The 23,147-nt window shown below is 66.0% G+C and carries 22 protein-coding genes; 14 read left to right on the top strand and 8 right to left on the bottom strand.

Annotated features, from left to right (window positions below):
- Positions 1–8 precede the first annotated feature (8 nt).
- The 13 genes from RQP53_RS17960 (at position 9) to RQP53_RS17900 (ending at position 11,706) form a co-directional block, all read left to right on the top strand.
- Positions 9–443 carry a type 2 periplasmic-binding domain-containing protein gene (locus RQP53_RS17960; RefSeq protein WP_315652057.1) on the top strand — a complete coding sequence of 145 codons (435 nt, stop codon included), beginning with the start codon at positions 9–11 and terminating at the stop codon, positions 441–443.
- Between the two features lie 41 nt (positions 444–484).
- On the top strand, positions 485–1,069 hold the full coding sequence (locus tag RQP53_RS17955; protein ID WP_315652056.1) for a YqiA/YcfP family alpha/beta fold hydrolase: 585 nt from the start codon (positions 485–487) through the stop codon (positions 1,067–1,069).
- Positions 1,070–1,111: 42 nt separating this feature from the next.
- Positions 1,112–3,160, top strand: a complete 2,049-nt coding sequence (locus tag RQP53_RS17950; protein WP_315652055.1) for a ribonuclease catalytic domain-containing protein — start codon at positions 1,112–1,114, stop codon at positions 3,158–3,160.
- 6 nt (positions 3,161–3,166) lie between these two features.
- A complete protein-coding gene (locus RQP53_RS17945) occupies positions 3,167–4,018 on the top strand; it encodes a TonB family protein (RefSeq protein ID WP_315652054.1) in 852 nt (283 codons plus the stop codon).
- A complete protein-coding gene (gene aroE / locus RQP53_RS17940) occupies positions 4,015–4,866 on the top strand; it encodes a shikimate dehydrogenase (RefSeq protein ID WP_315652053.1) in 852 nt (283 codons plus the stop codon). Before RQP53_RS17945 ends, aroE begins: the two co-directional genes overlap by 4 nt.
- Positions 4,867–4,880: 14 nt before the next feature.
- Positions 4,881–5,621 carry a transglycosylase domain-containing protein gene (locus RQP53_RS17935; RefSeq protein WP_315652250.1) on the top strand — a complete coding sequence of 247 codons (741 nt, stop codon included), beginning with the start codon at positions 4,881–4,883 and terminating at the stop codon, positions 5,619–5,621.
- Positions 5,622–5,654: 33 nt separating this feature from the next.
- A complete protein-coding gene (locus tag RQP53_RS17930; RefSeq protein WP_315652052.1) occupies positions 5,655–6,257 on the top strand; it encodes a hypothetical protein in 603 nt (200 codons plus the stop codon).
- Positions 6,254–6,778 (top strand): TlpA family protein disulfide reductase, encoded by a 525-nt coding sequence (locus RQP53_RS17925; RefSeq protein WP_315652051.1) that lies wholly within the window; start codon positions 6,254–6,256, stop codon positions 6,776–6,778. The genes RQP53_RS17930 and RQP53_RS17925 overlap by 4 nt, the downstream gene beginning before the upstream one ends.
- Positions 6,779–6,914: 136 nt before the next feature.
- Positions 6,915–7,376 (top strand): type II 3-dehydroquinate dehydratase, encoded by a 462-nt coding sequence (aroQ, locus tag RQP53_RS17920; RefSeq protein WP_434064117.1) that lies wholly within the window; start codon positions 6,915–6,917, stop codon positions 7,374–7,376.
- A gap of 82 nt (positions 7,377–7,458) precedes the next feature.
- Complete coding sequence (gene accB / locus RQP53_RS17915) at positions 7,459–7,923, top strand: acetyl-CoA carboxylase biotin carboxyl carrier protein (protein ID WP_315652049.1); 465 nt, start codon at positions 7,459–7,461, stop codon at positions 7,921–7,923.
- Between the two features lie 132 nt (positions 7,924–8,055).
- Positions 8,056–9,405, top strand: coding sequence for an acetyl-CoA carboxylase biotin carboxylase subunit (gene accC, locus RQP53_RS17910; RefSeq protein WP_315652048.1), 1,350 nt, complete (start codon positions 8,056–8,058; stop codon positions 9,403–9,405).
- A gap of 131 nt (positions 9,406–9,536) precedes the next feature.
- Positions 9,537–10,445 carry a 50S ribosomal protein L11 methyltransferase gene (gene prmA, locus RQP53_RS17905; RefSeq protein ID WP_315652047.1) on the top strand — a complete coding sequence of 303 codons (909 nt, stop codon included), beginning with the start codon at positions 9,537–9,539 and terminating at the stop codon, positions 10,443–10,445.
- 88 nt (positions 10,446–10,533) lie between these two features.
- Positions 10,534–11,706: a zinc-ribbon and DUF3426 domain-containing protein gene (locus RQP53_RS17900; RefSeq protein ID WP_315652046.1), complete on the top strand. Its 1,173-nt coding sequence runs from the start codon at positions 10,534–10,536 to the stop codon at positions 11,704–11,706.
- Positions 11,707–11,809: 103 nt separating this feature from the next.
- Here the strand turns inward: RQP53_RS17900 and RQP53_RS17895 are convergent, their stop codons facing one another.
- Together RQP53_RS17895 and RQP53_RS17890 are read right to left on the bottom strand one after the other, a co-directional pair.
- Positions 11,810–12,463, bottom strand: coding sequence for a histone H1 (locus RQP53_RS17895; protein WP_315652045.1), 654 nt, complete (start codon positions 12,461–12,463; stop codon positions 11,810–11,812).
- A 231-nt stretch (positions 12,464–12,694) separates the two neighbouring features.
- Entirely contained in the window at positions 12,695–13,894 is a 1,200-nt protein-coding gene (locus RQP53_RS17890) for a ribonucleotide-diphosphate reductase subunit beta (protein ID WP_315652044.1), read from the bottom strand.
- A gap of 15 nt (positions 13,895–13,909) precedes the next feature.
- Between RQP53_RS17890 and RQP53_RS17885 the strand changes: the two genes are divergently transcribed.
- On the top strand, positions 13,910–14,128 hold the full coding sequence (locus tag RQP53_RS17885; RefSeq protein WP_315652043.1) for a hypothetical protein: 219 nt from the start codon (positions 13,910–13,912) through the stop codon (positions 14,126–14,128).
- Between the two features lie 156 nt (positions 14,129–14,284).
- On the opposite strand, the gene RQP53_RS17880 is transcribed toward RQP53_RS17885, so the two are convergent.
- The 6 genes from RQP53_RS17880 to RQP53_RS17855 form a co-directional block, all read right to left on the bottom strand.
- Positions 14,285–17,206 carry a ribonucleoside-diphosphate reductase subunit alpha gene (locus RQP53_RS17880; protein WP_315652042.1) on the bottom strand — a complete coding sequence of 974 codons (2,922 nt, stop codon included), beginning with the start codon at positions 17,204–17,206 and terminating at the stop codon, positions 14,285–14,287.
- 735 nt (positions 17,207–17,941) lie between these two features.
- The gene (gene ampD, locus RQP53_RS17875) at positions 17,942–18,532 is read right to left on the bottom strand and encodes a 1,6-anhydro-N-acetylmuramyl-L-alanine amidase AmpD (RefSeq protein WP_434064116.1); all 591 of its coding nucleotides are present in this window, start codon (positions 18,530–18,532) and stop codon (positions 17,942–17,944) included.
- On the bottom strand, positions 18,525–20,108 hold the full coding sequence (locus RQP53_RS17870; RefSeq protein ID WP_315652040.1) for a sigma-54-dependent transcriptional regulator: 1,584 nt from the start codon (positions 20,106–20,108) through the stop codon (positions 18,525–18,527). Before RQP53_RS17870 ends, ampD begins: the two co-directional genes overlap by 8 nt.
- Positions 20,105–22,006 (bottom strand): sensor histidine kinase, encoded by a 1,902-nt coding sequence (locus tag RQP53_RS17865; protein WP_315652039.1) that lies wholly within the window; start codon positions 22,004–22,006, stop codon positions 20,105–20,107. The genes RQP53_RS17870 and RQP53_RS17865 overlap by 4 nt, the downstream gene beginning before the upstream one ends.
- Complete coding sequence (locus RQP53_RS17860; RefSeq protein ID WP_315652038.1) at positions 21,993–22,262, bottom strand: PP0621 family protein; 270 nt, start codon at positions 22,260–22,262, stop codon at positions 21,993–21,995. Before RQP53_RS17860 ends, RQP53_RS17865 begins: the two co-directional genes overlap by 14 nt.
- On the bottom strand, positions 22,263–23,105 hold the full coding sequence (locus RQP53_RS17855) for a cytochrome C assembly family protein (RefSeq protein WP_315652037.1): 843 nt from the start codon (positions 23,103–23,105) through the stop codon (positions 22,263–22,265).
- Positions 23,106–23,147: the final 42 nt, after the last annotated feature.

Raw genomic sequence — 23,147 nt, 5'->3', positions numbered from 1 at the left:
GATCCAAGATGACAAGAAACGCACTGATCACTCGCAGCCTGCTCGCGCTGCTGATCGCACTGTTCACACAAGCCGCCTGGGCGGAGATGGTGATCATCGTCAATCCGAAGAATCCAATCGCCACGATGTCGCAAGAACAAGTCAGCGCGCTGTTTCTGGGCAAGTCCAACACCCTGCCCGGCGGCGCCGCGGCAGCGCCGGTGGATCAGGTCGAGGGCGCGCCGCTGTATGAAGAGTTCTATGCCAAGGTGGCCGGCAAGACCAGCTCGCAGGTCAAGGCGGCCTGGTCGCGACTGACCTTCTCAGGCAAAGGCACACCGCCCAAGACCATGAGCAGCTCGGTCGAGGTGCGCAAATTCGTGGCCGGCAATCCCGACGGCATCGGCTACATCGAAAAGTCAGCGGCCGACAGCAGCGTCAAGATCGTGCTGACGGTCAACTGAAGCTGGCTCAAGCCTCGGTGGCCCTGCCCTAGACTTGGGACATGACCGCCACCCACCTGCTCTACCTCCACGGCTTTCGCTCTTCCCCTCAATCGGCCAAGGCCCGGCGCATGGCGCGCTGGGTCGCCGAGCAGCGCCCTGACTTGCAGTGGCTGTGCCCACAGCTCCCGCCCTCACCGCGGCAGGCAATGGGCCTGATCAACGCCTTGCTGAGCGACTGCCCCCACGGCCAGCTTGCCGTCATGGGCAGCTCGCTGGGTGGCTTCTATGCCAGCGTTGTGGCGCAGTCGCGGCCCGATGCGCTCACCGTGTTACTCAATCCCGCCGTCGACCCGGCTCGTGATCTGGCCCGCTACATCGGCGAACACAGCTGCTGGCAGAAGCCGGAGGAGCGCTTCTTCTTCCGCGCCGAGTATGTCGACGAGCTCAGCGCACTGCAGCCGGGCGAATGGCGCCATCCCGAGCGGATGATGGCCGTCATCGCCAAGGGCGACGAGGTGCTGGACTGGCGCGAGATGCAGGCGCGCTATGCCCGCTGCCGCATCAAGCTGCTGGAAGGCAGCGATCATGGCCTGAGCGACTTCGACGACTATCTGGACGAGTTGCTTACCTTTCTGCAACTGTGAAGTGCGGGCAAGCGCTGGCGCATCAGCGACAATGCCGCCCATATGTTTGCCCTGTTCGATGAAGCCGGAAAATTTCTCGCCGGCCGTGTGATGTCCGAAGCCGAGTCCTCGATGCAGATCGAGCTCGAATCGGGCAAGCGCGTCAAAGTGAAGTCAGCCAATGTGCTGATCAAGTTCGACAAGCCGGCGCCTGCCGAGCTAATGGCCGAGGGCCAGCGGCTGGCGCAGGAGATCGACCTCGATCTGGCCTGGGAGTTCGCGCCCGACACCGAGTTCGGTTTCGCCGATCTGGCGCGCGATTACTTCGATGCCAAGGCCAGCCTGGCGCACCAGGCCGCAGCGCTGTTCCGCCTGTTCGAGGCGCCGCATTACTTCCGCCGCATGGGCAAGGGTCAGTTCAAAAAGGCCTCGGAAGAGGTCGTCAAGGCTGCCTTGCTGGGCATCGAGCGCAAGCGCCAGCAGGCGCTTCAGATCGAAGCCTGGGCTGCCGAACTGGTGGCCGGCCAATGCCCGGCGCCGGTTCGCGAGCAGATCTACAAGATACTCTTCAAGCCGGACAAGAACGGTCCCGAGTACAAGGCCGTCGTCGAGGCCACCAAGCGCGCGCAGAAGGCGCCGCTGGACCTGCTGAAGAATGCCGGTGCGATCAGCAGCGCCTACCAGTTCCACTGGAAGCGCTTCCTGTTCGAGAACTTCCCCAAGGGCACCGGCTTCCCGGCGCTGCAGGCGCCCGAGATCCGCGACGAGCTGCCGCTCTCCCCGGTGCGTGCCTTCTCGATTGACGACTCGGCGACGACAGAAATCGACGATGCGCTGTCGGTCCAGGGCCTGGGCAGCGGCAGCATCGTGTTCGGCATCCACATCGCCGCGCCGGCGCTGGCCGTCACGCCGGATTCGCCGGTCGACAAGGTCGCCCGCGACCGCTTCTCCACCGTCTATATGCCGGGCTGGAAGCTGACCATGCTGCCCGACGAGGTGGTGCAGGCCTACACGCTGGTCGAAGGGCGCGACTGCCCGGCCGTCTCGCTCTATGTGACGATGGACGAGGCCACGCTGGAGATCAAGGCCAGCGAAACGCGCCTGGAGCGCGTGCCGATTGCCGCCAATCTGCGCCACGACAAGCTCGATGCCATCGTCACCGAAGCCACGCTGACCGGCGAGGCCGCGGCCGACTATGCCTTCGCGCCCGAGCTGGCCTTCTGCTTCCGCCTGGCCAAGCATCTGAAGGCGCAGCGCGAGCAGGTGCGCGGCAAGCCCGAGACCTTCAACCGACCCGACTACAACTTCCGCCTCGACTCCGGCGGCCTGCAGGAGCCCGAGGGCCATGAGCTGGTCAGCATCAGCACGCGTCAGCGCGGCGCGCCGCTGGACCTGATCGTGGCCGAGGCGATGATTCTGGCCAACTCGACCTGGGGCGGCTGGCTGGCCGAGCTGGGCCTGCCCGGCATCTACCGCAGCCAGGCCAGCCTGGCGCCCGGCGTCAAGGTGCGCATGGGCACCAAGGCGCTGCCGCATGCCGGCATGGGCGTGGCCCAGTACACCTGGGCCACCTCGCCGCTGCGCCGCTATGTCGATCTGGTCAATCAGTGGCAGATCATTGCCTGCGCCCGCCATGGCCGTACCGCCGCGCTGGTGGCGCCGTTCAAGCCCAAGGACGCGCAGCTGTTCTCCATCATCTCCGGCTTCGATGCGGCCTACAGCGCCTACAACGGCTTCCAGTCGGGCATCGAGCGCTACTGGACGCTGCGCTATCTGCAGCAAAACGCCATCCAGGAGCTGACCGCCTCGGTGATGAAGGACGGCCTGGTGCGTGCCGACAGTCTGCCCCTGGTCTTCAAGGCCCTGGGCTGCGAAGGCCTGGCGCGCGGCAGCCATGTGCGCGTGCGCATCACCGGCTGCGACGAGATGACGCTGGATGTGCATGCCTCGCTGATTGAGCGTCTCGACGAGACGCAGGCGCCCGACGACGAGGCCGACGACCTCGACGCCGACGACGCCGAAACCAGCGGCCCGCTGACCCTGGCCATCGACCTCAGCGACGCCGACGCGAACGCTGCCGCCGACAACAAGCCCGAGGCTGCCAGCGCCTGACCGACTGTGCCGAAACTCTCGACGCTGCACTATGCGCTGCTGATCTCCGTAGGCCTGCATGCAGGCCTGCTGACGCTGCGCATCGTGGACCCGGACCGCTTCAACCGCATCTTCCAGGACACGCCGCTGGAGGTGGTGCTGGTCAATGCCCGCACGCTGAACGAGCCGGACAAGGCGCTGGCCCTGGGCCAGGCCAATCTGACCGGCGGCGGCGATGGCGCCACCGGACGGGCCACCTCGCCGCTGCCGCCTTCGCCGACGCTGGAGGTCGGCGAAAGCACCGAGGTGCAGCGCGCCCGCATCGCGCAGCTGCAACAGGTGCAGCAGCAGCTGCTGGCCCAGGTGCGCCGTGAGCTGGCCCTCTTGCCGCCGCCCGATCCGCAGCGCGATCGCGGCAGCGAGCAAGCCCGCGAGCAGGCCGAGAAGCGCCGCCAGCTGGTGCAGCTGCTGGCCGAGATCGAGAAGCGCGTCAACGAAGAGAATGCCCGGCCGCGCAAACGCTATATCAGCCCGGCCACACGGGAAGTCGTCTACGCGCTGTATTACGACAAGCTGCGCCGCCGCATCGAGGAGCGCGGCACGCGTGACTTCCCCAGCTTTCGCGGCAAGAAGCTCTACGGCGAGCTGACGATGAATATCCACGTCGACTACAAGGGCCGTGTGGTCGAGACCGATATGGTGCAGAGTTCCGGCAATGCCCAGCTCGACAAGCGCGCCATTGCCATCGTCCGCGCCGCCGCGCCCTTCGGCAACTTCAGCGCCCAGATGCGCGAAGGTGCCGAAGTGCTGGTGATCACCTCGCGCTTTCGCTTCACCCGTGAAGACGGCCTGGAAACCACGCTGAGCCCGCAGCCATGACACCTGATCGTTATGCCGTGGCCGGCAATCCGGTCGCCCACAGCCAGTCGCCCTTTATTCACACGAGCTTCGCCGAGCAGACCGGCCAGGCCCTGGTCTATGAGCGCCTGCTCTGCCCGCTGGATGCCTTCGAGCCCACGCTGCGCGCCTTCGCCGCCGCCGGCGCGCGCGGCTGCAATGTCACCGTGCCCTTCAAGTTTGAGGCCTTTGCGCTGGCGCGCCGGCACAGCCCGCGCGCCGAGCTGGCCGGTGCCGTCAACACCCTGCGCTTTGACGAGCACGGTTGGTGGGGCGACAACACCGATGGCCTTGGCCTGGCCCGTGATATCGAGCGCAACGCCGGCCGCCCGATGGCAGGGCAGCGCGTGCTGCTGCTCGGTGCCGGCGGCGCTTCGGCCGGCGTGCTCGGCAGCCTGATTGCCTGCCGCCCGGCCGCCTTGACGCTGGCCAATCGCTCGCTGGACAAGGCCGAAGCCTTGGTCCACAGCCACCACAGCTGGGCCCAGGCCCATGGCGTGAGCTTGAGCGCCGCCACGCTGGCGGACTGCGAGGCCCATGCGCAAGGCGGCTTTGATCTGCTGATCAACGGCACCAGCGCCAGCCTGGCAGGTGCCGGCGTGCCGGTGCAGGGTCAGGTGCTGCGTCCGGGCGCCTTGGCGGTCGACATGATGTACGGCCCAGCCGCGCAAGGCTTTCTGGACTGGGCGCGCGCCCAGGGCGCCGAAGGCCGCGATGGCCTCGGCATGCTGGTCGAACAGGCGGCAGAAGCCTTTTGCCTCTGGCGCGGTGTGCGCCCGGAAACGGCCGCGGTGCTGCAGGCACTGCGCGAACGTCTGAACGCCGCTTGAGGCCTGGCACGATGATGAAGTCGCTCAGCCGCCTGGCCCTGCTGCTGCTGCTGGCGCTCGTGGCGCTGCAGCTCTACTTTGCCGGCCGCATTGCGCTGATGAACCTGCTGGCACCGGAATCGACCACCTTCCAGCGCTCCGAGATGCGCCGCATCGTCGCCGAGCGGCAGCAGTTGCTGTGGAGCCAGCAATGGGTGGACGACGCCCAGCTCTCGCGGCAGCTCAAGCGCGCTGTGATTGCCAGCGAGGACGCCGGCTTCAGCGAGCACGGCGGTGTTGATTGGGACGCGTTGGAAAAAGCCTGGGAGCGCAACCAGCAGGCCCAGGCCCGCGCCACCAAGGTGGCCGAGAAACGCGGCACGGCCAACAAGCCCAAACCGGCAGCCAAGGTGGTGGGAGGCTCAACCATCACCCAGCAACTGGCCAAGAACCTCTTCCTCAGCGGCGAGCGCAACTTCGTGCGCAAGGGCCAGGAGTTCGTGTTGACGCTGATGCTGGAGGCACTGCTCAGCAAGCAACGCATTCTTGAGATCTATCTCAACAACGTCGAATGGGGCGAAGGCCTGTTTGGCGCCGAGGCGGCGGCCCGTCATTACTTCCACATTCCTGCCAGCCAGCTGAGCGCCAGCCAGGCGGCCCGGCTGGCAGTGATGCTGCCGGCCCCCAAGCGCTTCGAGAAACGCCCCGCCTCGCCCTATGTGCTGAGCCGCGCTGCCACCATCGAGGCAAGAATGCCGGCCGTCGCCCTGCCCTGACAAGGCCTTGGCGCCGCGGCGACAATCCGCGCCATGCCTATAGAGAATCCCGTCACCGCCGAGATTGCCGCCGCCGCCGCGCGCATGGTCGCTGAAGAAGGCCTGGAGTACGGCCCGGCCAAGCGCCGCGCGTTGCGCCAGCTGGGTCTGCCCAAGCAAGCCGCCCTGCCCAGCAACGACGAGTTGGAAGACGAGGTGCGCGACTACCTTGCCCTGTTCTGCGCCGATACCCAGCCGGGCGAACTGCTGGTGCTGCGCCGGCTGGCCGCCCAATGGATGGCGCGGCTGGCCGAGTTCCGCCCGCATCTCTGCGGTGCCGTCTGGCGAGGCACGGCGACGCGGCTGTCCGATATCCATCTGCAGCTGTTCTGTGATGACAGCAAATCGGCCGAGATCGCGCTGATCAATATGAGTATCGACTACGAGGTCGGCGAGGCCCAGGGCCTACGGGGCGAGGCGGTCGATATGCTGGTGCTGGCCGCACCCTGCCGCGAATTCGGCGAAACCGTCAGCATTGCCCTGAGCATTCTTGACTACGACGCTCAGCGCGGCGCGCTGAAACCCGACGGCCGTGGCCGCAGCGAACGCGGCGATCTGGCGGCTTTGCGCAAACTGCTGGACCAGGAGCCCACATGAACCGACGCCATCTGCTGATGGGCGGCACGGCCGCCGCCGCCGCTGCACTGGGCGCTGGTCTGGCCCTGCGCCACGAACGGGCCACGGCCTTGTCGCCAGCCGCCAGCCAGTTCTGGGCGGCCCGCTTCGAGCGCCCGGCCGGCGGTGAACTGCAGGCAGCGAGCTACCGGGGCCGGCCGCTGCTGGTCAATTTCTGGGCCACCTGGTGCGCGCCCTGCGTCAAGGAAATGCCGGAGCTGGACGCCTTTCGCAAGGGCATCAGCAAGCCGGGCAGCTGGCAGCTGCTGGGCCTGGCGGTCGACAAGGCCGACGCGGTACAGGCCTATCTGCAGCGCGTACCGGTCGGCTTCGACATCGGGTTAGCCGGCTTGACCGGCGTTGACCTCGCCCGCACACTTGGCAACCCGCAGGGCGGCTTGCCGTTTTCGGTCGCTTTTGACGCCGCGGGGGAGATCATCTGGCGCAAGCTCGGGCCCACCAGCCTGGACGAACTGCGTCAAGTGCTGCTGCCCCGGGCCTGATCGGGCAGCCTCAAAAGCAAAAACTGGTCAAGCAGATTATTTTTGGCTAGCTGCCGGGATCTGGCCTCAAAAGGCGTAAAGTTCAGCCTTTCACGCTTCTAGTGTCTTTGCTCTAAACCGCCTCGACACGCCCTTGATGCAGATACTGGTGATTCACGGTCCGAACCTCAACCTCCTGGGAAGCCGGGAGCCGGGTATCTATGGATCGCGGACTTTGGCGCAGATCGATGCTGATCTCAGAGAGACAGCAGCAAAAGCCGGCGCCACACTGGAATCGTTCCAGAGCAACCATGAAGGTGCGCTGGTCGACCGCATTCAGGCGGCTGGTCGCGACGGCAGCGGCTTCATCATCATCAATCCGGCAGCCTATACGCATACCAGTGTCGCCCTTCGTGACGCGCTGGCGGCCGTGGGTCTGCCCTTTGTTGAGGTGCATCTGTCAAACATCCACAAGCGCGAAGCTTTTCGGCAGCACAGCTATTTCTCGGATCTCGCCGATGGCGTGATCTGCGGGCTGGGGCCGCAGGGCTACACCCTGGCTTTGCAGTACGCGCTGACAAAACTGGCAACACAGGCAAGTCTGGCACCCGCCAGCTGAACTCGCCCGAGGGGAGCCCGCCGGACATGCGTCGGCGGTCTGGCACTTAAAGCACAACAAACTCATCCGTTGGAGAAGCCTTATGGATCTGCGCAAGCTCAAGACCCTGATCGACCTCGTCTCCGAGTCGAATATTTCTGAACTTGAAATCACCGAAGCCGATGGCAAGGTGCGCATCGTCAAGTCCGACGGCAGCGTCGCCGTGCCCGTGCTGGCCCAGCCCATGCCCGTGGCCGCCGCCCCGGTGGCCGCCGCTGCGCCGGTGGCTGCCGCAGCTCCCGTGGCCACCGCCCCGGCCGCAGTTGTCGAGACCGGCCATATCGTGAAGTCGCCGATGGTCGGCACCTTCTACCGCGCCTCCAGCCCCAGCGCCAAGCCCTTCGGTGAAGTCGGTCAAGCCATCAAGGAAGGCGAAGCCATCTGCATCATCGAAGCGATGAAGATCATGAACGAGATCGAAGCCGACAAGAGCGGCACGATCACCAAGATCCTGGTCGAGAACGGCCAGCCGGTGGAATTCGGTCAGCCGCTGTTCGTCATCGAGTGAACAAGTCCACCCCCTACCGGCTGCGCCGGCCCCCTCAAAGGGGGCGCTGTCGGCGGCCCGGCCAAGCCGGATCCGCGTCAGCCACTGGAGGGGTCCCTGGCCGCATTGCGCCGAGCGCGCTGAGCAACTGCCATGTTTAAGAAAATTCTCATTGCCAACCGAGGCGAGATCGCCCTACGCATCCAGCGCGCCTGCCGCGAGCTGGGCATCAAGTCGGTGGTGGTCTACTCCGAAGCGGATCGCGAAGCCAAGTATGTGAAGCTGGCCGATGAGGCCGTCTGCATCGGCCCGGCCCCGTCGGCCCAAAGCTATCTGAGCATGCCGGCCATCATCGCGACGGCCGAGGTCACCGATGCCGAGGCCATCCACCCCGGCTACGGCTTCCTGTCCGAGAACGCCGACTTTGCCGAGCGCGTCGAGCGCAGCGGCTTCACCTTCATCGGCCCGACGCCGGACAACATCCGCATGATGGGTGACAAGGTCTCGGCCAAGCAGGCCATGATTCGCGCCGGCGTGCCCTGCGTGCCCGGCTCGGAAGGTGCCCTGCCCGATGACCCGAAGGAGATCGTCAAGATCGCCCGCGCGGTTGGCTATCCGGTGATCATCAAGGCCGCAGGCGGCGGCGGCGGCCGCGGCATGCGCGTGGTGCACACCGAGGCCGCCCTGGTCAACGCGGTGCAGACGACCAAGTCGGAAGCCGCGGCCGCCTTCGGCAATCCCGAGGTCTATATGGAGAAGTTCCTGGAGAACCCACGCCATGTGGAGATCCAGGTGCTCGCCGATGGCCACAAGAACGCCGTCTGGCTGGGCGAACGCGACTGCTCGATGCAGCGCCGCCACCAGAAAATCATCGAGGAAGCACCGGCGCCGGGCATTCCGCGCCGCGTGATCGAGAAGATCGGCGATCGCTGTTCGGCCGCGTGCAAGAAGATGGGCTACCGCGGTGCAGGCACCTTTGAGTTCCTGTACGAAAACGGCGAGTTCTACTTCATCGAGATGAACACCCGCGTGCAGGTCGAGCATCCGGTCACCGAGATGGTCACCGGCATCGACATCGTGCAGATGCAGATCCGCATCGCCGCCGGCGAAAAGCTGCCGTTCACGCAGCGCAATATCGTCATGCGCGGCCATGCGATCGAGTGCCGCATCAACGCGGAAGACCCGGTCAAGTTCGTACCCTCGCCCGGCCGCATCACCATGTGGCATCCGCCCGGCGGCCCCGGCATCCGTGTCGATTCGCATGCCTACACGAACTACTTCGTGCCGCCCAACTACGACTCGATGATCGGCAAGATCATCGCCCACGGCGATACCCGCGAGCAGGCCCTGGCCCGCATGCGCATCGCGCTGTCGGAAACGGTGGTCGAAGGCATTCAGACCAACATCCCGCTGCACCGCGAGTTGATGGCCGATGCCAAGTTCATCGAAGGTGGCACCTCCATTCACTACCTGGAAGGGTGGATGAGCCAGCACAAGCGCTAGGATCAGCCCTGCGCCCAGTGCGCCACGAGGCCCACAGCCTCGTGCAGGCATGATGGCCAAAGCCCGCAAGACCGGAAGCACCGGCCTCGCGGGCTTTGCCGCTGAATAGACAAGAGTTTGGAGTAAAAGCGATGACGTCCCCACAACTGCATGAGCTCGTGCTGATCTGCCGCGAGGCGGATGTAGAGACCGTCAGCGATGCGCTGATGGAGATCGAATCGCTGGCCGTCTCGGTGGAAGACGCCGATGCCGACACGCCGGCCGAGCACGCGCTGTTTGGCGAGCCCGGCATGCCGGCCCCCAAGGCGGGCTGGGACCGCTCCGTCGTCAAGGCCTTGTTCGATGGCGAGCAGGCAGCCACCGAGGCCGCCGCCCTGCTGCTGGCTCAGGACTGGGCCGCTGAGGTCCATGTGCAGGCCATCCAGGCCGTCGTTGAACAGGATTGGGTGCGTCTGACGCAATCGCAGTTCGCCCCGGTGGAGATCACGCCTGAGTTCTGGATCGTGCCCTCCTGGCACGAGGCGCCGCCACAGGCCAAGCAGGTGATGCGCCTGGATCCCGGCCTGGCCTTTGGCACCGGCACCCATCCAACCACCCGCATGTGCCTGCGCTGGATTGCCCACCATGCTGCCGAGGCCGCCGGCTGGGATCGCGTGCTCGACTACGGCTGTGGCTCCGGCATCCTGGCCATCGGTGCCGCGCTGCATGGTGCACGCAATATCGACGCTGTCGACATCGATCCGGCTGCCATCACGTCCAGCCGCGACAATGCCGTCGCCAACCGCGTGGAGCTGCGCACCGCCATGCCCGATGCGGCCCAGGGCGAGTACCCACTGGTGCTGGCCAATATCCTGGCCATGCCGCTGAAGCTGCTGGCGCCGCTGCTGTGTTCACACCTGGCCCCCGGCGCGCATCTGGTGCTGGCCGGCATTCTTGAGCGCCAGGCCGACGAGCTGAAAGCCGCCTATGCGCCCTGGGTGAAGCTGGACGTCAGCGACTGCGAAGAGGGCTGGATCCTGATGACGGCACAGCGCGTCTGATGCCACCACGCGTCACGCCGCCGCCGGCCACCAGAGTGAGCGTCTTCACCGGGGTGGAAGTCGCAACAAGCATGGCATCATCGCGGCCATGAGTCTTGCCACCCGCTGTACCGCCTGCGGCACCATCTTCCGCGTCGTGCAGGATCAGCTGCGCGTATCCGATGGCTGGGTACGGTGCGGCCGCTGTGCCGAGGTCTTCGACGCCCGCGAGCAGCTGTTCGATATGGACCGCGAAGCGCCGCCACCCTGGCCGCCGCGCCGCAGCGGTGTCGATGAAAACGTCGGCCAAGACGTCGATGCGTATGCGCCGCCGCCAGACATCGTCGTACCGCCCGCGCCGGCGAGCCCGCCCGCGCGACCACCTGCCGCGCCGCGCCCGGCCCCGGCCCATTCACCAGCGCCGGTTTCGCACGAAGAGGCGGACGCACCGCTACCCAGCTGGGCGGTGTCCGAGCCCGGCGCGGCGAGTGCAAGACCTGACCCTCACGCCAGCTTCAGCAGCGAGGAGGAGAGGCGCGAACCCTTCTTTGATCCACCGGCCAGCGAACCCGATCCGCGCGCCGATCTGCCCGAGCCCCGTGGCCTGCGCACTGAGCCTGACGAACCGCTGCTGCCGCCGCCCGACAGCCCGGATGTGGTGTTGGCCCCTGGCCTCGCCGCTGCAGCACAGCAGGCTGCCGCGCCGGAAGCCGAGCCTGACGCTCAGAAGAAACGCGCCGGCAAGAACAAATCACGCAAGCCGGAGCCCAAGCCTGGTTTTGTGAAGCGAGCCGAAGGCCAGGCACGCTGGCAACGCCCCGGTGTGCGCATTGCGCTATCGCTGCTCGGCGTGATGCTGAGTGGCGCACTGGCCGCACAGGCAGCGCTGCACTTCCGCGATGCCATCGCCGCGCAGTATCCGCAGGCCCGCCCCCTGCTGCAATCGATGTGCGGCTTGGCCGGCTGCGAATTGCAGCCGTGGCGGCGCATCGATGCCATCAGCGTGGACAGCAGTGCACTGACGCAGGCCAGTTCCGGCAATCACTACAAGCTCAGCCTGACACTGCGCAACAAGAGCCCCTGGGAGCTGGCGCTGCCCGCGGTGGAGCTGAGCCTGACCGACAGCGGCGGCGGCTTGATCACCAAGAAGGCGCTGTCGCCCCAGGACTTCAAGCTCGAGCGCAACAGCATTGCCGGCGGCGCTGAGCAGCCGCTGCAGATCGTCTTCAGCACTGGATCACAGAAGGTCAGTGGCTACACGATAGAGATCTTCCACCCCTGATCGCCATCGCGCTGACAGACTCAGCGAGAGAAAAAGAAAACCCGGCCGAGGCCGGGTTTCTCATGTTCAGCCCCGGGGACGAGGCTGAAGGGCCTTGCGCGACTTAGGGCTTGTTGCCAGTCGGGAAGGGCCAGGCAGCTTGCGGGCTCAGGGCCGTCTTGGCAGCAGGGGCTGCAGGGGCAGGCTTGGCAGCAGGCGCTGCAGCGGCCTTCTTGGCGGCGGCCTTCTTCGGAGCGGCGGCAGCCTTAACCGGGGGCTTCTTGGTTGCAGCGGCCTTGGCAGGAGCAGCAGCCTTCTTCGGTGCAGCAGCCTTCTTGGCAGGAGCAGCAGCCTTCTTCGGTGCGGCAGCCTTCTTGGCAGGAGCGGCAGCCTTCTTCGGTGCAGCAGCCTTCTTGGCAGGAGCGGCAGCCTTCTTCGGTGCAGCAGCCTTCTTCGCCGGAGCAGCAGCCTTCTTAGGTGCAGCGGCCTTCTTCGCCGGAGCAGCAGCCTTCTTAGGGGCGGCAGCCTTCTTCGCCGGAGCAGCAGCCTTCTTAGGCGCAGCAGCCTTCTTCGCCGGAGCAGCAGCCTTCTTAGGGGCAGCGGCCTTCTTCGCCGGAGCAGCGGCCTTCTTGGCCGGAGCGGCCTTCTTTGCCGGAGCAGCAGCCTTCTTGGCCGGAGCGGCCTTCTTCGCCGGAGCAGCGGCCTTCTTGGCCGGAGCGGCCTTCTTCGCGGGAGCAGCGGCCTTCTTAGCCGGCGCAGCCTTCTTTGCAGTTGCCATGTTGTTTCTCCTTGATCAAGTGGAAAGAGCACTGCCTGTGGCGGACCGGTCCGCCTCAACGCAGTTATCCATCGCCCGAGAGTCGCCCAGGAGGAGCGCCTCAGTACGATGAATGGGGGCGCAAGGCCTGGCCACCGCTTCTATGTCGGCAACTGCAGGCATTGCAAAGCTTGATCTCATCGTGAGACTTTCAAACAAGGACTGTTCGGCGCCGCACCCACGTGCGCCCTGTCAATCCCAACTCAGCGCGCCACCGGACTGGTACTCGATGACGCGGGTTTCGAAGAAGTTGCGTTCCTTCTTCAGGTCAATCATTTCGCTCATCCAGGGGAACGGGTTTTCCTCGTTCGGGAAGAGCTCCTCGAGGCCGATCTGCGTGGCGCGACGGTTCGCGATATAGCGCAGATAGCCCTTGAACATGGAGGCATTGAGGCCCAGCACGCCACGTGGCATGGTGTCCTCGGCATAGCGGTATTCGAGCTCGACGGCCTTCAGGAATAGCGCCTTGATCTCGGCCTTGAACTCGGCCGTCCAGAGCTGCGGGTTCTCGAGCTTGATCTGGTTGATCAGGTCGATACCGAAATTGCAGTGCATGGACTCGTCGCGCAGGATGTACTGGTACTGCTCGGCCGCACCGGTCATCTTGTTCTGGCGCCCCATGGCCAGGATCTGCGTGAAGCCGACGTAGAAGAACAGCCCTTCCATCAGGCAGGCAAAGACGATCAGGCTCTTCAGCAGGGTCTGGTCGTTCTCCAGCGTGCCGGTCACGAACAGCGGATCCATGATCGCGTCGATGAACGGGATCAGGAACTCGTCCTTGTCGCGGATCGACTGCACCTCGTGATAGGCGTTGAAGATCTCGCTCTCATCCAGCCCCAGCGATTCGACGATGTACTGATAGGCATGGGTGTGGATCGCTTCCTCGAAGGCCTGGCGCAGCAGGAACTGGCGAGCCTCGGGGGCGGTGATGTGGCGGTAGGTGCCTAACACGATGTTGTTGGCAGCCAGCGAATCGGCGGTGACGAAGAAGCCGAGATTGCGCTTGATGATGCGGCGCTCGTCTTCGCTCAGACCGGCCGGGTCCTTCCACAGCGCGATGTCGCGGGACATATTCACTTCCTGCGGCATCCAGTGATTTGCGCAGGTAGCAAGGTATTTTTCCCAGGCCCACTTGTACTTGAAGGGCACGAGCTGGTTGACGTCGGTCTGGCCGTTGATGATGCGCTTGTCGGCCGCGTTGACGCGGCGCGTGCTGCTGGCCTGGGCCGAGCCGGCGGGCGAGGCAGCATGTTGCGAAGGCAGGGAAGTCGCTGCGGCGACTGCAGCACGAGCGTCCGGCGTGACGGCCGTCGCTGCGATTGAGGGGGCGCCGGATGCAGCGTTCTGCGTGGCGCTTTGAGTAGGCTTCAGGTCTTCTTCCCAAACCAACATGGTGGACTTCCTATCGTGGCGAATTATCAGAGTGTTGTGTTCGAACACCAAGGACTTCTTGACATCAAAGCGACTTCGCTGTTGCTCGATCGCATCGCTAACGTCTTGAATTGGCGTACTGTTTTTCAGACTTTTTCAGCGCTTGCCGGCCGCGCTGCTGGCCTGCCGCTTCAAGCGCCGATCTGCGGCGCAGTGGCTGAGCTTTCGACGCCAGCGTTCGAGGTAAGCGTTTGATGCAAGTGTTCATCGATGTTCTGCCGGGCCTGCCGGTCAAGGCGCTGCAGCGCATCGATGAACACTCGGGGTCCGAGTGCTGCGCCAGACCCGGCCTGAGCCGTGAAAGGCGCATGGGGTGGACGGCACGGCGGGGTGCGCCGTCCACATCCGCTCTTACTGGCAAGCCTCGCAGTCGGGGTTGTCGATCGAGCAGAACTTGATGTCGGTGGCCGGCGTTGCATCGGCCTCGACGGCCGGTGCGGCCTGCACCGGTGCGGCAGCAGCGGGCGCCGCTTGCAGACCAGCCCCCGAGGACACCGCATTGAGCTGACCCGACTTGGTCACCGTGCTCTTCTCGGCGTGGGTGGCGCCCATGGTGCGCAGGTAGTAGGTCGTCTTCAAGCCGCGCAGCCAGGCCAGCTTGTAGGTCTCGTCGAGCTTCTTGCCCGAGGCGCCGGCCATATAGATGTTCAGGCTCTGTGCCTGATCGATCCACTTCTGGCGGCGTGCGGCGGCCTCGACCAGCCACTGCGTCTCGACCTCGAAGGCGGTCGCATACAGCGCCTTCAGCTCTTCCGGCACGCGGTCGATACGGCGCAGCGAACCGTCGAAGTGCTTCAGGTCCATCACCATCACGTCGTCCCACAGGCCCAGCTGCTTGAGGTCGCGGACCAGCGATTCGTTGATGACGGTGAACTCGCCGGACAGATTGGACTTGACCGACAGATTGCCAAAGCAAGGCTCGATCGAGGCGTCGACGCCGATGATGTTGGAGATCGTCGCCGTCGGCGCGATCGCCACGCAGTTGCTGTTGCGCATGCCATGCTGGGCGATGCGGGCGCGCAGCGCGTCCCAGTCCAGCGTCGTCGTGCGGTCGACCTCGACATAGCCACCGCGCTCCTTGGCCAGCAGGTCCAGCGAGTCGATCGGCAGGATGCCGCGATCCCACAGCGAACCGCGGTAGGAGGAATAGCGACCACGTTCCTCGGCCAGCTGGGTGGAGGCCCAGTAGGCGTAGTAGCAGATCGCTTCCATCGAACGGTCGGCGAACTCGACCGCTTCCTGCGAGGCGTAAGGCGTGCGCAGTGCATACAGCGCATCCTGGAAGCCCATCAGGCCCAGGCCGACCGGGCGGTGGCGCAGGTTCGAGTCGCGCGCCTTCTTGACGGCGTAGTAGTTGATGTCGATGACGTTGTCCAGCATGCGCATGGCCGTGGCAATCGTCTTCTTCAGCTTGTCGTGGTCGATGACCTTCTTGCCGTCGTCAGTCATGCGCAGGTGCTGAACCAGATTGACCGAACCGAGGTTGCAGACGGCGATCTCGCTGTCGTTGGTGTTCAGCGTGATCTCGGTGCAGAGGTTGGACGAGTGCACCACGCCGACATGCTGCTGCGGCGAGCGGACATTGCAGGCGTCCTTGAAGGTGATCCAGGGATGGCCGGTCTCGAACAGCATCGACAGCATCTTGCGCCACAGGTCCTTGGCCGGCATGCGCTTGAACAGCTTGATCTCGCCACGGTCAGCCTTGGCCTCGTACTCGACATAGGCCTTCTCGAAGGCGGTGCCGAACAGATCGTGCAGATCGGGGCAGGTCGAAGGGCTGAACAGCGTCCAGTCACCACCGTCCATGACACGGCGCATGAACAGATCGGGGATCCAGTTCGCGGTGTTCATGTCGTGGGTACGGCGGCGGTCGTCGCCGGTGTTCTTGCGCAGCTCCAGGAACTCTTCGATGTCCAGATGCCAGGACTCCAGATAGGCACAGACGGCGCCCTTGCGCTTGCCCCCCTGGTTCACGGCCACGGCGGTGTCGTTGACGACCTTCAGGAAGGGCACGACGCCTTGCGACTTGCCGTTGGTGCCCTTGATGTGCGAACCCAGGGCGCGCACCGGGGTCCAGTCATTGCCCAGGCCGCCAGCGAACTTGGACAGTAGCGCGTTTTCCTTCAGCGCCTCGTAGATGCCGTCCAGATCGTCGGCCACCGTCGTCAGATAGCAGCTGGACAGCTGCGAGCGACGGGTGCCGGAGTTGAACAGCGTCGGCGTGCTGGACATGAAGTCAAACGACGACAGCACCTCATAGAACTCGATGGCACGGGCTTCGCGGTCGATCTCGTTCAGCGCCAGGCCCATGGCCACGCGCATGAAGAAGGCCTGCGGCATCTCGATCCGCTTGCCTTCGGTATGCAGGAAGTAGCGATCGAACAGGGTCTGCAGGCCCAGGTAGTCGAACTGGAAGTCGCGCTCGGCCTTCAGGGCCGCGCCGAGCTTGGCCAGGTCGTACTGTTGCAGACGCTCGTCCAGCAGCTCGGCCTGCACGCCCTTCTTGATGAAGCCGGGGAAGTACTCGGCATAGCGGCTGTGCATCTGCTCCTGAGTCACCTCTTCGCCGAGGATCTCGCGGCGGATGGTGTGCATCAACAGGCGCGCCGTGGCGCGGGTATAGCCGGGATCCTTTTCGATCAGGGTGCGGGCGGCCAGGATGGCGGCCTTGTAGACCTCGTCGATGGGCACGCCGTCATACAGATTGCGCTTGGTCTCGGCCAGGATGGGCTCGGGCTTCACGTCCGCGCCGAGGTTCGCGCAGGCGGACACGATCAAGGCCTGCAGCTTGCCCAGATCCAGCGGCACGCGTTGGCCACCGTCAATCACCGTCAGCGCCGGCTCGGCGGGATGAGCCACCGTCTCGCCCTGGCGTGCGCGCTCTTGAGTGCGACGCTCGCGGTACAGCACATAGGCGCGCGCCACTTCATGATGGCCGCCACGCATCAGGCCCAGTTCAACCTGGTCCTGCACGTCTTCAATATGGAAGGTGCCGCCGCTCGGACGCGAACGCAGCAGTGCACGCACCACCGCCTCGGTCAGGCCGTCCACCGTTTCGCGCACGCTGGCCGAGGCCGCACCGCTGGTGCCATGCACGGCCAGAAAGGCCTTCATCAAGGCGATGGCAATCTTGCTCGGCTCAAACGACACCACCGCACCATTGCGGCGAATGATTTGATAGGCCAGATACGCCGACTGCTTGGGGGCAGTGGCAGTCGTGGCCTCGCGTGCAGTGCCGGCCTCGTGGGCGGTGCTGGCGACAACGGTTTGCATGAATCTTCCTTGTCTTTTTTGCGTTAATGCAGAGAACAAAAAACCCGGGCCCGCCGTGGCAGCGTTCCCAAGTTCTCGGTTCTACGTTGGATAGGGCCCTTCCCCGTGCGCTGACGCGCCGCGCCGTGTGTGGCTCATGCCCTCACAAACAGCGCTCTGCAAATCCTGCAGCAGGTACTTCATCAAGGCTTTTTGGCCAGCCCGCTCAAGCCGATTGCCGCCGTGGATTGCTCCCGCTGAACGCAGCGAAAGCTCATCATGGGTGGCGCAAGCGCGAGGCATATTGATGTGTTTGCCAGGTCAGCAGGATAGCATGAAGAGACACTATATCTGGGGGTACACCCACCTTCAAGCACTACAGATAGCGTTCAAACCCCGTTGACCACGGTGGCGCAAAGCGCTAGTGAAGCGTCCCTAAAAGCGGGCTGACACGGCTGGTTCGCGCGCTTGCCCCGATGCCATCGGGGTCTGCGCGTGCAGGGCCAGATTTGGCGCGGCCTGCGACGATGAAGCGACCGCAAAGCCGCATCAAATCGAGGCCTCTGAAAGCGCCGCCAGATCACATCGCGTCGAAGCGCCCGATCAGCGCGCCAGGTGCGCCAGCCGCAGCTGCGAAAGCCATCCCCAGCTTTAGGGACAAGGCGAGGGAGACGACTGTCCCGGTGGCGCGTAAGCAGCGGCAACAGCGGCGACAAAGCATCTCGCTGAGGCAAGCACCCGACGATGCTGCGTCGCTCAGCCTGGCAGAAAGGGGAAGCGCTCGCGCGGCCAGCCCAGCAGGGCCTGCAGGCGCAGCCAGTCAAAACCTGGCCCCGGATCGCGCTTGCGGCCGGGCGCGATATGTTCATGGCCAGCCACCGCGGCCACCGGGTAGCGCGCCGCCAGGCGCGGCAGCAGCATCGCCAGCGCCGCGTACTGCGCAGCCTCGAACAGACCGCCCTCCAGCCCCTCCAGCTCGATGCCGATCGAGAAGTCGTTGCAGGCCTCGCGTTCGCCAAAGCGCGACACACCGGCATGGCGGGCGCGCCGCTCACAGTCGACAAACTGTAGCAGCGCACCGTCGCGGCGGATCAGGAAATGCGCCGACACCCTGAGGCTGCGCAGCTGATCGAAATAGGGATGGGCGTCGCAGTCCAGCGTGTTGGTGAACAGCCGCTCGATCTCATCGCCGCCAAACATGCCGGGCGGCAGGCTGATCGAGTGCAGCACGATCAGGCTGATCTGTTCACCGACAGGCCGCTCGTCCACATTGGGCGAGGCGCGATGAAGGGCGCCGTCCAGCCAGCCGCCCGACCAAGCACCCAAGCAACCGCCTGGCTCAGCCATCGGCGCCCTCGCCGGCCTCGGCAGCCTCGCCCACATTGACGCCCAGCCGCGCCATCCGGTAGCGCATCTGGCGCAGCGACAGGCCCAGGCTGGCTCCGGCCGCGGTGCGGTTGTTGCGATGCGCCTCCAGCGCGCGCACCAGGATGCGCCGCTCGACCTCATCCAGATGGACCGCCAGATCGGTGGGCAGCGGCACCTCGTTGGCGCCCGGTATCGCGGCGACTGGCATCTCGCTGGCGACCGGCTCCTCCAGCGGCATGGCCTCGCTGACCGGGCTTTCGGGCTGATCGAGCAAGGCTTCGGGCAAGCCCAGATCGACCGCCTCGATGCTGTCGCCGCCGGACAGCGCCAGCGCGCGATGCAGCAGGTTTTCGAGCTCGCGCACATTGCCCGGGAAGGCATAGCGGCGCAGCAGGGCCAGGCCGGAGTCACCGAGCCGCGGTGCCGGCTCGATGCCAGCATCGCGGGCGATGCGCTCCAGCACACGGGCCGAGATCGCCGGCAGGTCTTCCAGCCGTTCACGCAGTGGCGGCACGCGGATCTGAATCACATTGAGCCGGTAAAACAGGTCCTGACGGAAGCGCCCAGCCGCGACCTCGGCGGCCAGGTCCTTGTGCGTGGCGCTGAGGATGCGCACATTGACCGGCGCCTCAACCACCGCGCCCACCGGCCGCACCGAGCGCTCCTGAATCGAGCGCAGCAGCTTCGATTGCATGGCCAGCGGCAGATCGCCGATCTCGTCGAGAAACAGCGTGCCGCCATGTGCGGCCTGGAAGAAGCCCTCGCGGTCTTCGGCCGCGCCGGTGAAGGCGCCCTTGCGATAACCGAAGAATTCCGCTTCCAGCAGCTGCTCGGGAATGGCGCCGCAGTTGACGGCGATAAACGGTTGCGGCGCGCGCACGCTGACCTCATGGATGGAGCGCGCAACCAGCTCCTTGCCGGTGCCCGACTCGCCTTGCAAGAGCACCGGCGCCATGCTGCGCGCGACCTTCTCGATCAACGAGCGCACCTGGCGCATGGCCTCCGAATCGCCGGCCAGCCGCGGCACGGCGTTGGGCGCCGGCGGCGGACGCACCGGCTTGCTCGGCGCCGCCGGGGCACGCACCCCTTCCGACGATGCCTCCTGCGCCGCTTCGGCCGATGCCGCTGGCCGTTCAGACGGCAGCTGCGAAGGCACGACCGAAGGCATCGCATGCGGCAGGCGGCCCAGCGCCGCGGCGACGACCATGCGGAACTGGCGCAGGTCGACCGGTTTGGTCAGGTAGTCATACGCGCCGGCCTTCAGCGCCTCGACCGCGTTCTCGGCCGAACCAAAGGCGGTGATCACCAGCGCCTTCTCGCGCCGGCCCTGCGCCTCAAGCCAGTTCAGCACGTCCAGGCCCGAGCCGTCAGGCAGGCGCATATCGGTGATCACGGCGCTGTAGGGGCGCTGCTGCAGCCGGGCAATCGCGTCCTCGACGCTGCCGGCGCTGTCCAGCTCATAACCCTCACGCAGCAGGGTCAGCTCGTAAAGCGTGCGCAGATCGGGCTCGTCATCAATGACGAGCAGGCTGTAGCTCGGGCTGTTGGCACTCATGCGGGCCGGCTCCTTGGGTCGGGGCTGCGCACGCTGCCCACGCGGGGCAACAAGACGCGGAATTCATTGCCGGGCGGGGTGCGCTCACGGGCACTGCGGTATTCGATGCGACCGCCGTAACGCTCACAGAGTTCACGGCAGATGTAAAGCCCCAATCCCGAACCGCGGCTGCGCGTAGAGAAGAAGGGCTCGAACAGATGCTTCTCGATCTCGGCGGGAATCACCTCGCCCTCGCTGAACACGCTGAGCAGTGCCCAGCTGTCGGACTGCGGCGCCAGCCGCAGCTGCACCGTACGCAGGCCGCGCGGCGCATGGCGCAAGGCGTTGTCAAGCAGATTGACCAGCACGCGGCGCAGGTGTTCGGGCTCGAAGCTGACCATCAGCGGCTGCGCGGGCAGCTGGCAATCGAGCAGGCCGCCGGGCGAGAGCTGGTTGGTGCTCAGCCAGTCGGTGCAGGTCTCGCTGATCAGTTGCGCCGCATCCAGGGCCACGGGCTCGGGTACGGCGCCCGGCGCCACTTCCATCACATCGTCGACGATGCGCTTGAGCCGCTGCACATTGGAGGCGACCATGCGCGTCAGCTGCTGCGAGCGGCTGTCGTTCAGATCCTCGCCGAGCAGAGCATTGGCCTGGTCGATCGCCGCCAAGGGATTGCGGATCTCATGCGCAATGCCGGCCGACACCCGGCCCATCGCAGCCAGCTTCTCCTGCCGGCTGCGCGCCTGCACGGTGCGGTTGTCTTCGATGAAGAGCACACAAAGGTCTTCATCGGTGCTGGCGTCGCGACGGCGGGTGAAGCGCATGCGCAGGCGCAGGCTGCGCTGCGTGCCGCCCTCGAAGCTGAGCTGCACATCACGGCCCTCCTCGGGCCAGCCGCCCTGGGCGAAAGCTTGGTCCACCGCCTGCACCAAGGCCCCCCAAGCCTGTGCGCTGCGCAGCTGGAAGGGCGCGGAGCGCACCGGCTGCCGATCGGCCAGCAGGGTGCGCGCGGCCGGATTGGCGGCACGCACGCGGCCGCGGCGGTCCACCACGAGCACGCCTTCCTGCATCTCATCGATCACCAAGCGATTCAGTTCGGCCTGCTGGCGGGCCAGCTCCATGCTGCCGCGCGCTGCACGCTCCTCGCGAGCCAGCCGGTTGGCCAGCTCGCTGGCCAGCAGGCTGACCACGAAGAAGCCGGTGCCGGCCAGACCGGCCTGCGTCATCCGCAGCCCGGCATCGGCGCCCCACCAGAGGTTCAGCGCCACCACGCCCAGCATGATCAGCGCCGCCAGCGCCGCCGTCGCCAGCGCCGAAAGCCGGGGCGTCAGCACGCCGGCCATCATCACCGGCAGGATAAAGAGCGCGCCATAGCTAACACCGGCACTGCTGTCCAGCGCATGCAAGAGTCCGAAGAAAGTCAGGTCCAGGCCGATGCAGGCCCACCACTGTGGGCTGCTGAGCCGCATCCGGCCCTGACCATCGCCACGCTTGCGCATCGGCGGCCAATTGGGCAGCACCCACAAGAGCGTGGCCTCGGCGGCATAGCCCATGCACAGCAGCAGGGTCCATTGCGGCGCATGGCCGCCCAGCACCAGCGATACGATCTGCGCCGCCACCAGGGCGAGGCCCAGTGTCAGCCGGGCGGCGAGAAAAGCCCGGTAAAGCCGCTGAAAGCCACTGTCGCCCTGCGTCAACCGCCGGGCGTGGCGGAAGAAGAACTGCGACGCCTCGCTGTCCAGTGTCGCGGTGGCAGCCACGGCCTCGGGCAACTCAGCCGTCCACTCCGCTTCCCATTGGTTGGGCCCGAACCAGGACTGCGCATCGTCGCTAGCGCGGCGCGAACGGCGCTCGGCGCCGCGGCGGTCGCTGCGACGGCGGTCGCCATGGCGACGCTCACTGGCCTCAGCTTCGCTCACCGCCACGCGCCTCGTAGGCCGCCCGGTGAGCGGCCGAGCAAAACTGTCCGCCGCGCCCCGGCAAGGCCTCGGCCGCGGGCAGATGCAGCCCGCACTCGGTGCAACGCAGCATCGCCTGCGGGGTCGGGTCTTGCGCCGGCTTGTTAGTCCCGGTCGAGCCCGCCTGCCCCGCGCCCGGCGTTCCATCTCGGCCGCGCTTGAAACCAATCAGGAACACCGCCAGGGCCAGCAGCAAGAGCATCAGCAGAAATTTCATTCAGCCTCCGCTCGCGCGTTGCAGCACCACTTCCAGCACAAAGCGGGTGCCGGCATAGGACAGCAGCAGCAGCGCCGCGCCAAAGTACAGCCAGCGGGTCGCCCGCCGGCCGCGCCAACCAAACACCCGCCGCCCGAGCAGCAAACCACTCAGCACCAGCCAGCCCAGCACCGACAGCAGGGTCTTGTGATCCCAGCGCCAATGCGGTGTGAACCACCAGCCCAAGAGCAGCGCCAGTGAGAGCACGGCAACACCTGCCCCCACGAATTGAAAGGTCAGCCGCTCCAGGCGCAGCAAGGGCATGCCCAGGGCCAGCGGCGCGCCGGCCACAGCCGTGGCGCCCTTGCCACGCAAGCGCATCTGGCTCTCGGCGCGGTTCAGCATCGCCGCATGCAGCACGGCCACGCCAAACAAGCCATAGGAGGCCAGGCCCAGCACCCAGTGCAGCGGCGCCCACGGCGAGGCGGCGGCCGGCCGGCTCTCGCCAGGAAAGGCCCAGGCCAGCAGCACCGTCGCCGCGGCCAGGCCCGACAGCACCCGGCGCACGCCCGGCAGCGGCACCAGCCGGCTCTCGACCAGATAGACGGCCAGGATCAGCCAGGTCGTCATCGACAGCGCCGGCGCGAAGCCGAAGCGCGCACCTTCCTGCGCCAGGCCCAGGCCGGTGATGTCGATCAGCAGCGCCAGCAGGTGCAGCCCGAAGGCCAGCGGCAGCACGCCGCCGAGTCGGCGCTGGCTCGATTCGGCTGTCGCCAGAGCGATCAGATAGGCCAAAGCGGCGATCACGCTGCCGGCGCCGAGCACCTGTTGCGCCGCCTCTGGAGACACGAACGATAAAATCATCGCCACAGTGTACTTTTGCGCGCTCACTTTGACGGTGACGCG

The organism is Roseateles aquae, from assembly GCF_032337115.1.
Taxonomy (GTDB): Bacteria; Pseudomonadota; Gammaproteobacteria; order Burkholderiales; family Burkholderiaceae_C; genus Roseateles_C; species Roseateles_C aquae.
Note: the sequence above shows the minus strand (reverse complement) of the source record. Positions and strands in the feature narration are given on the sequence as shown.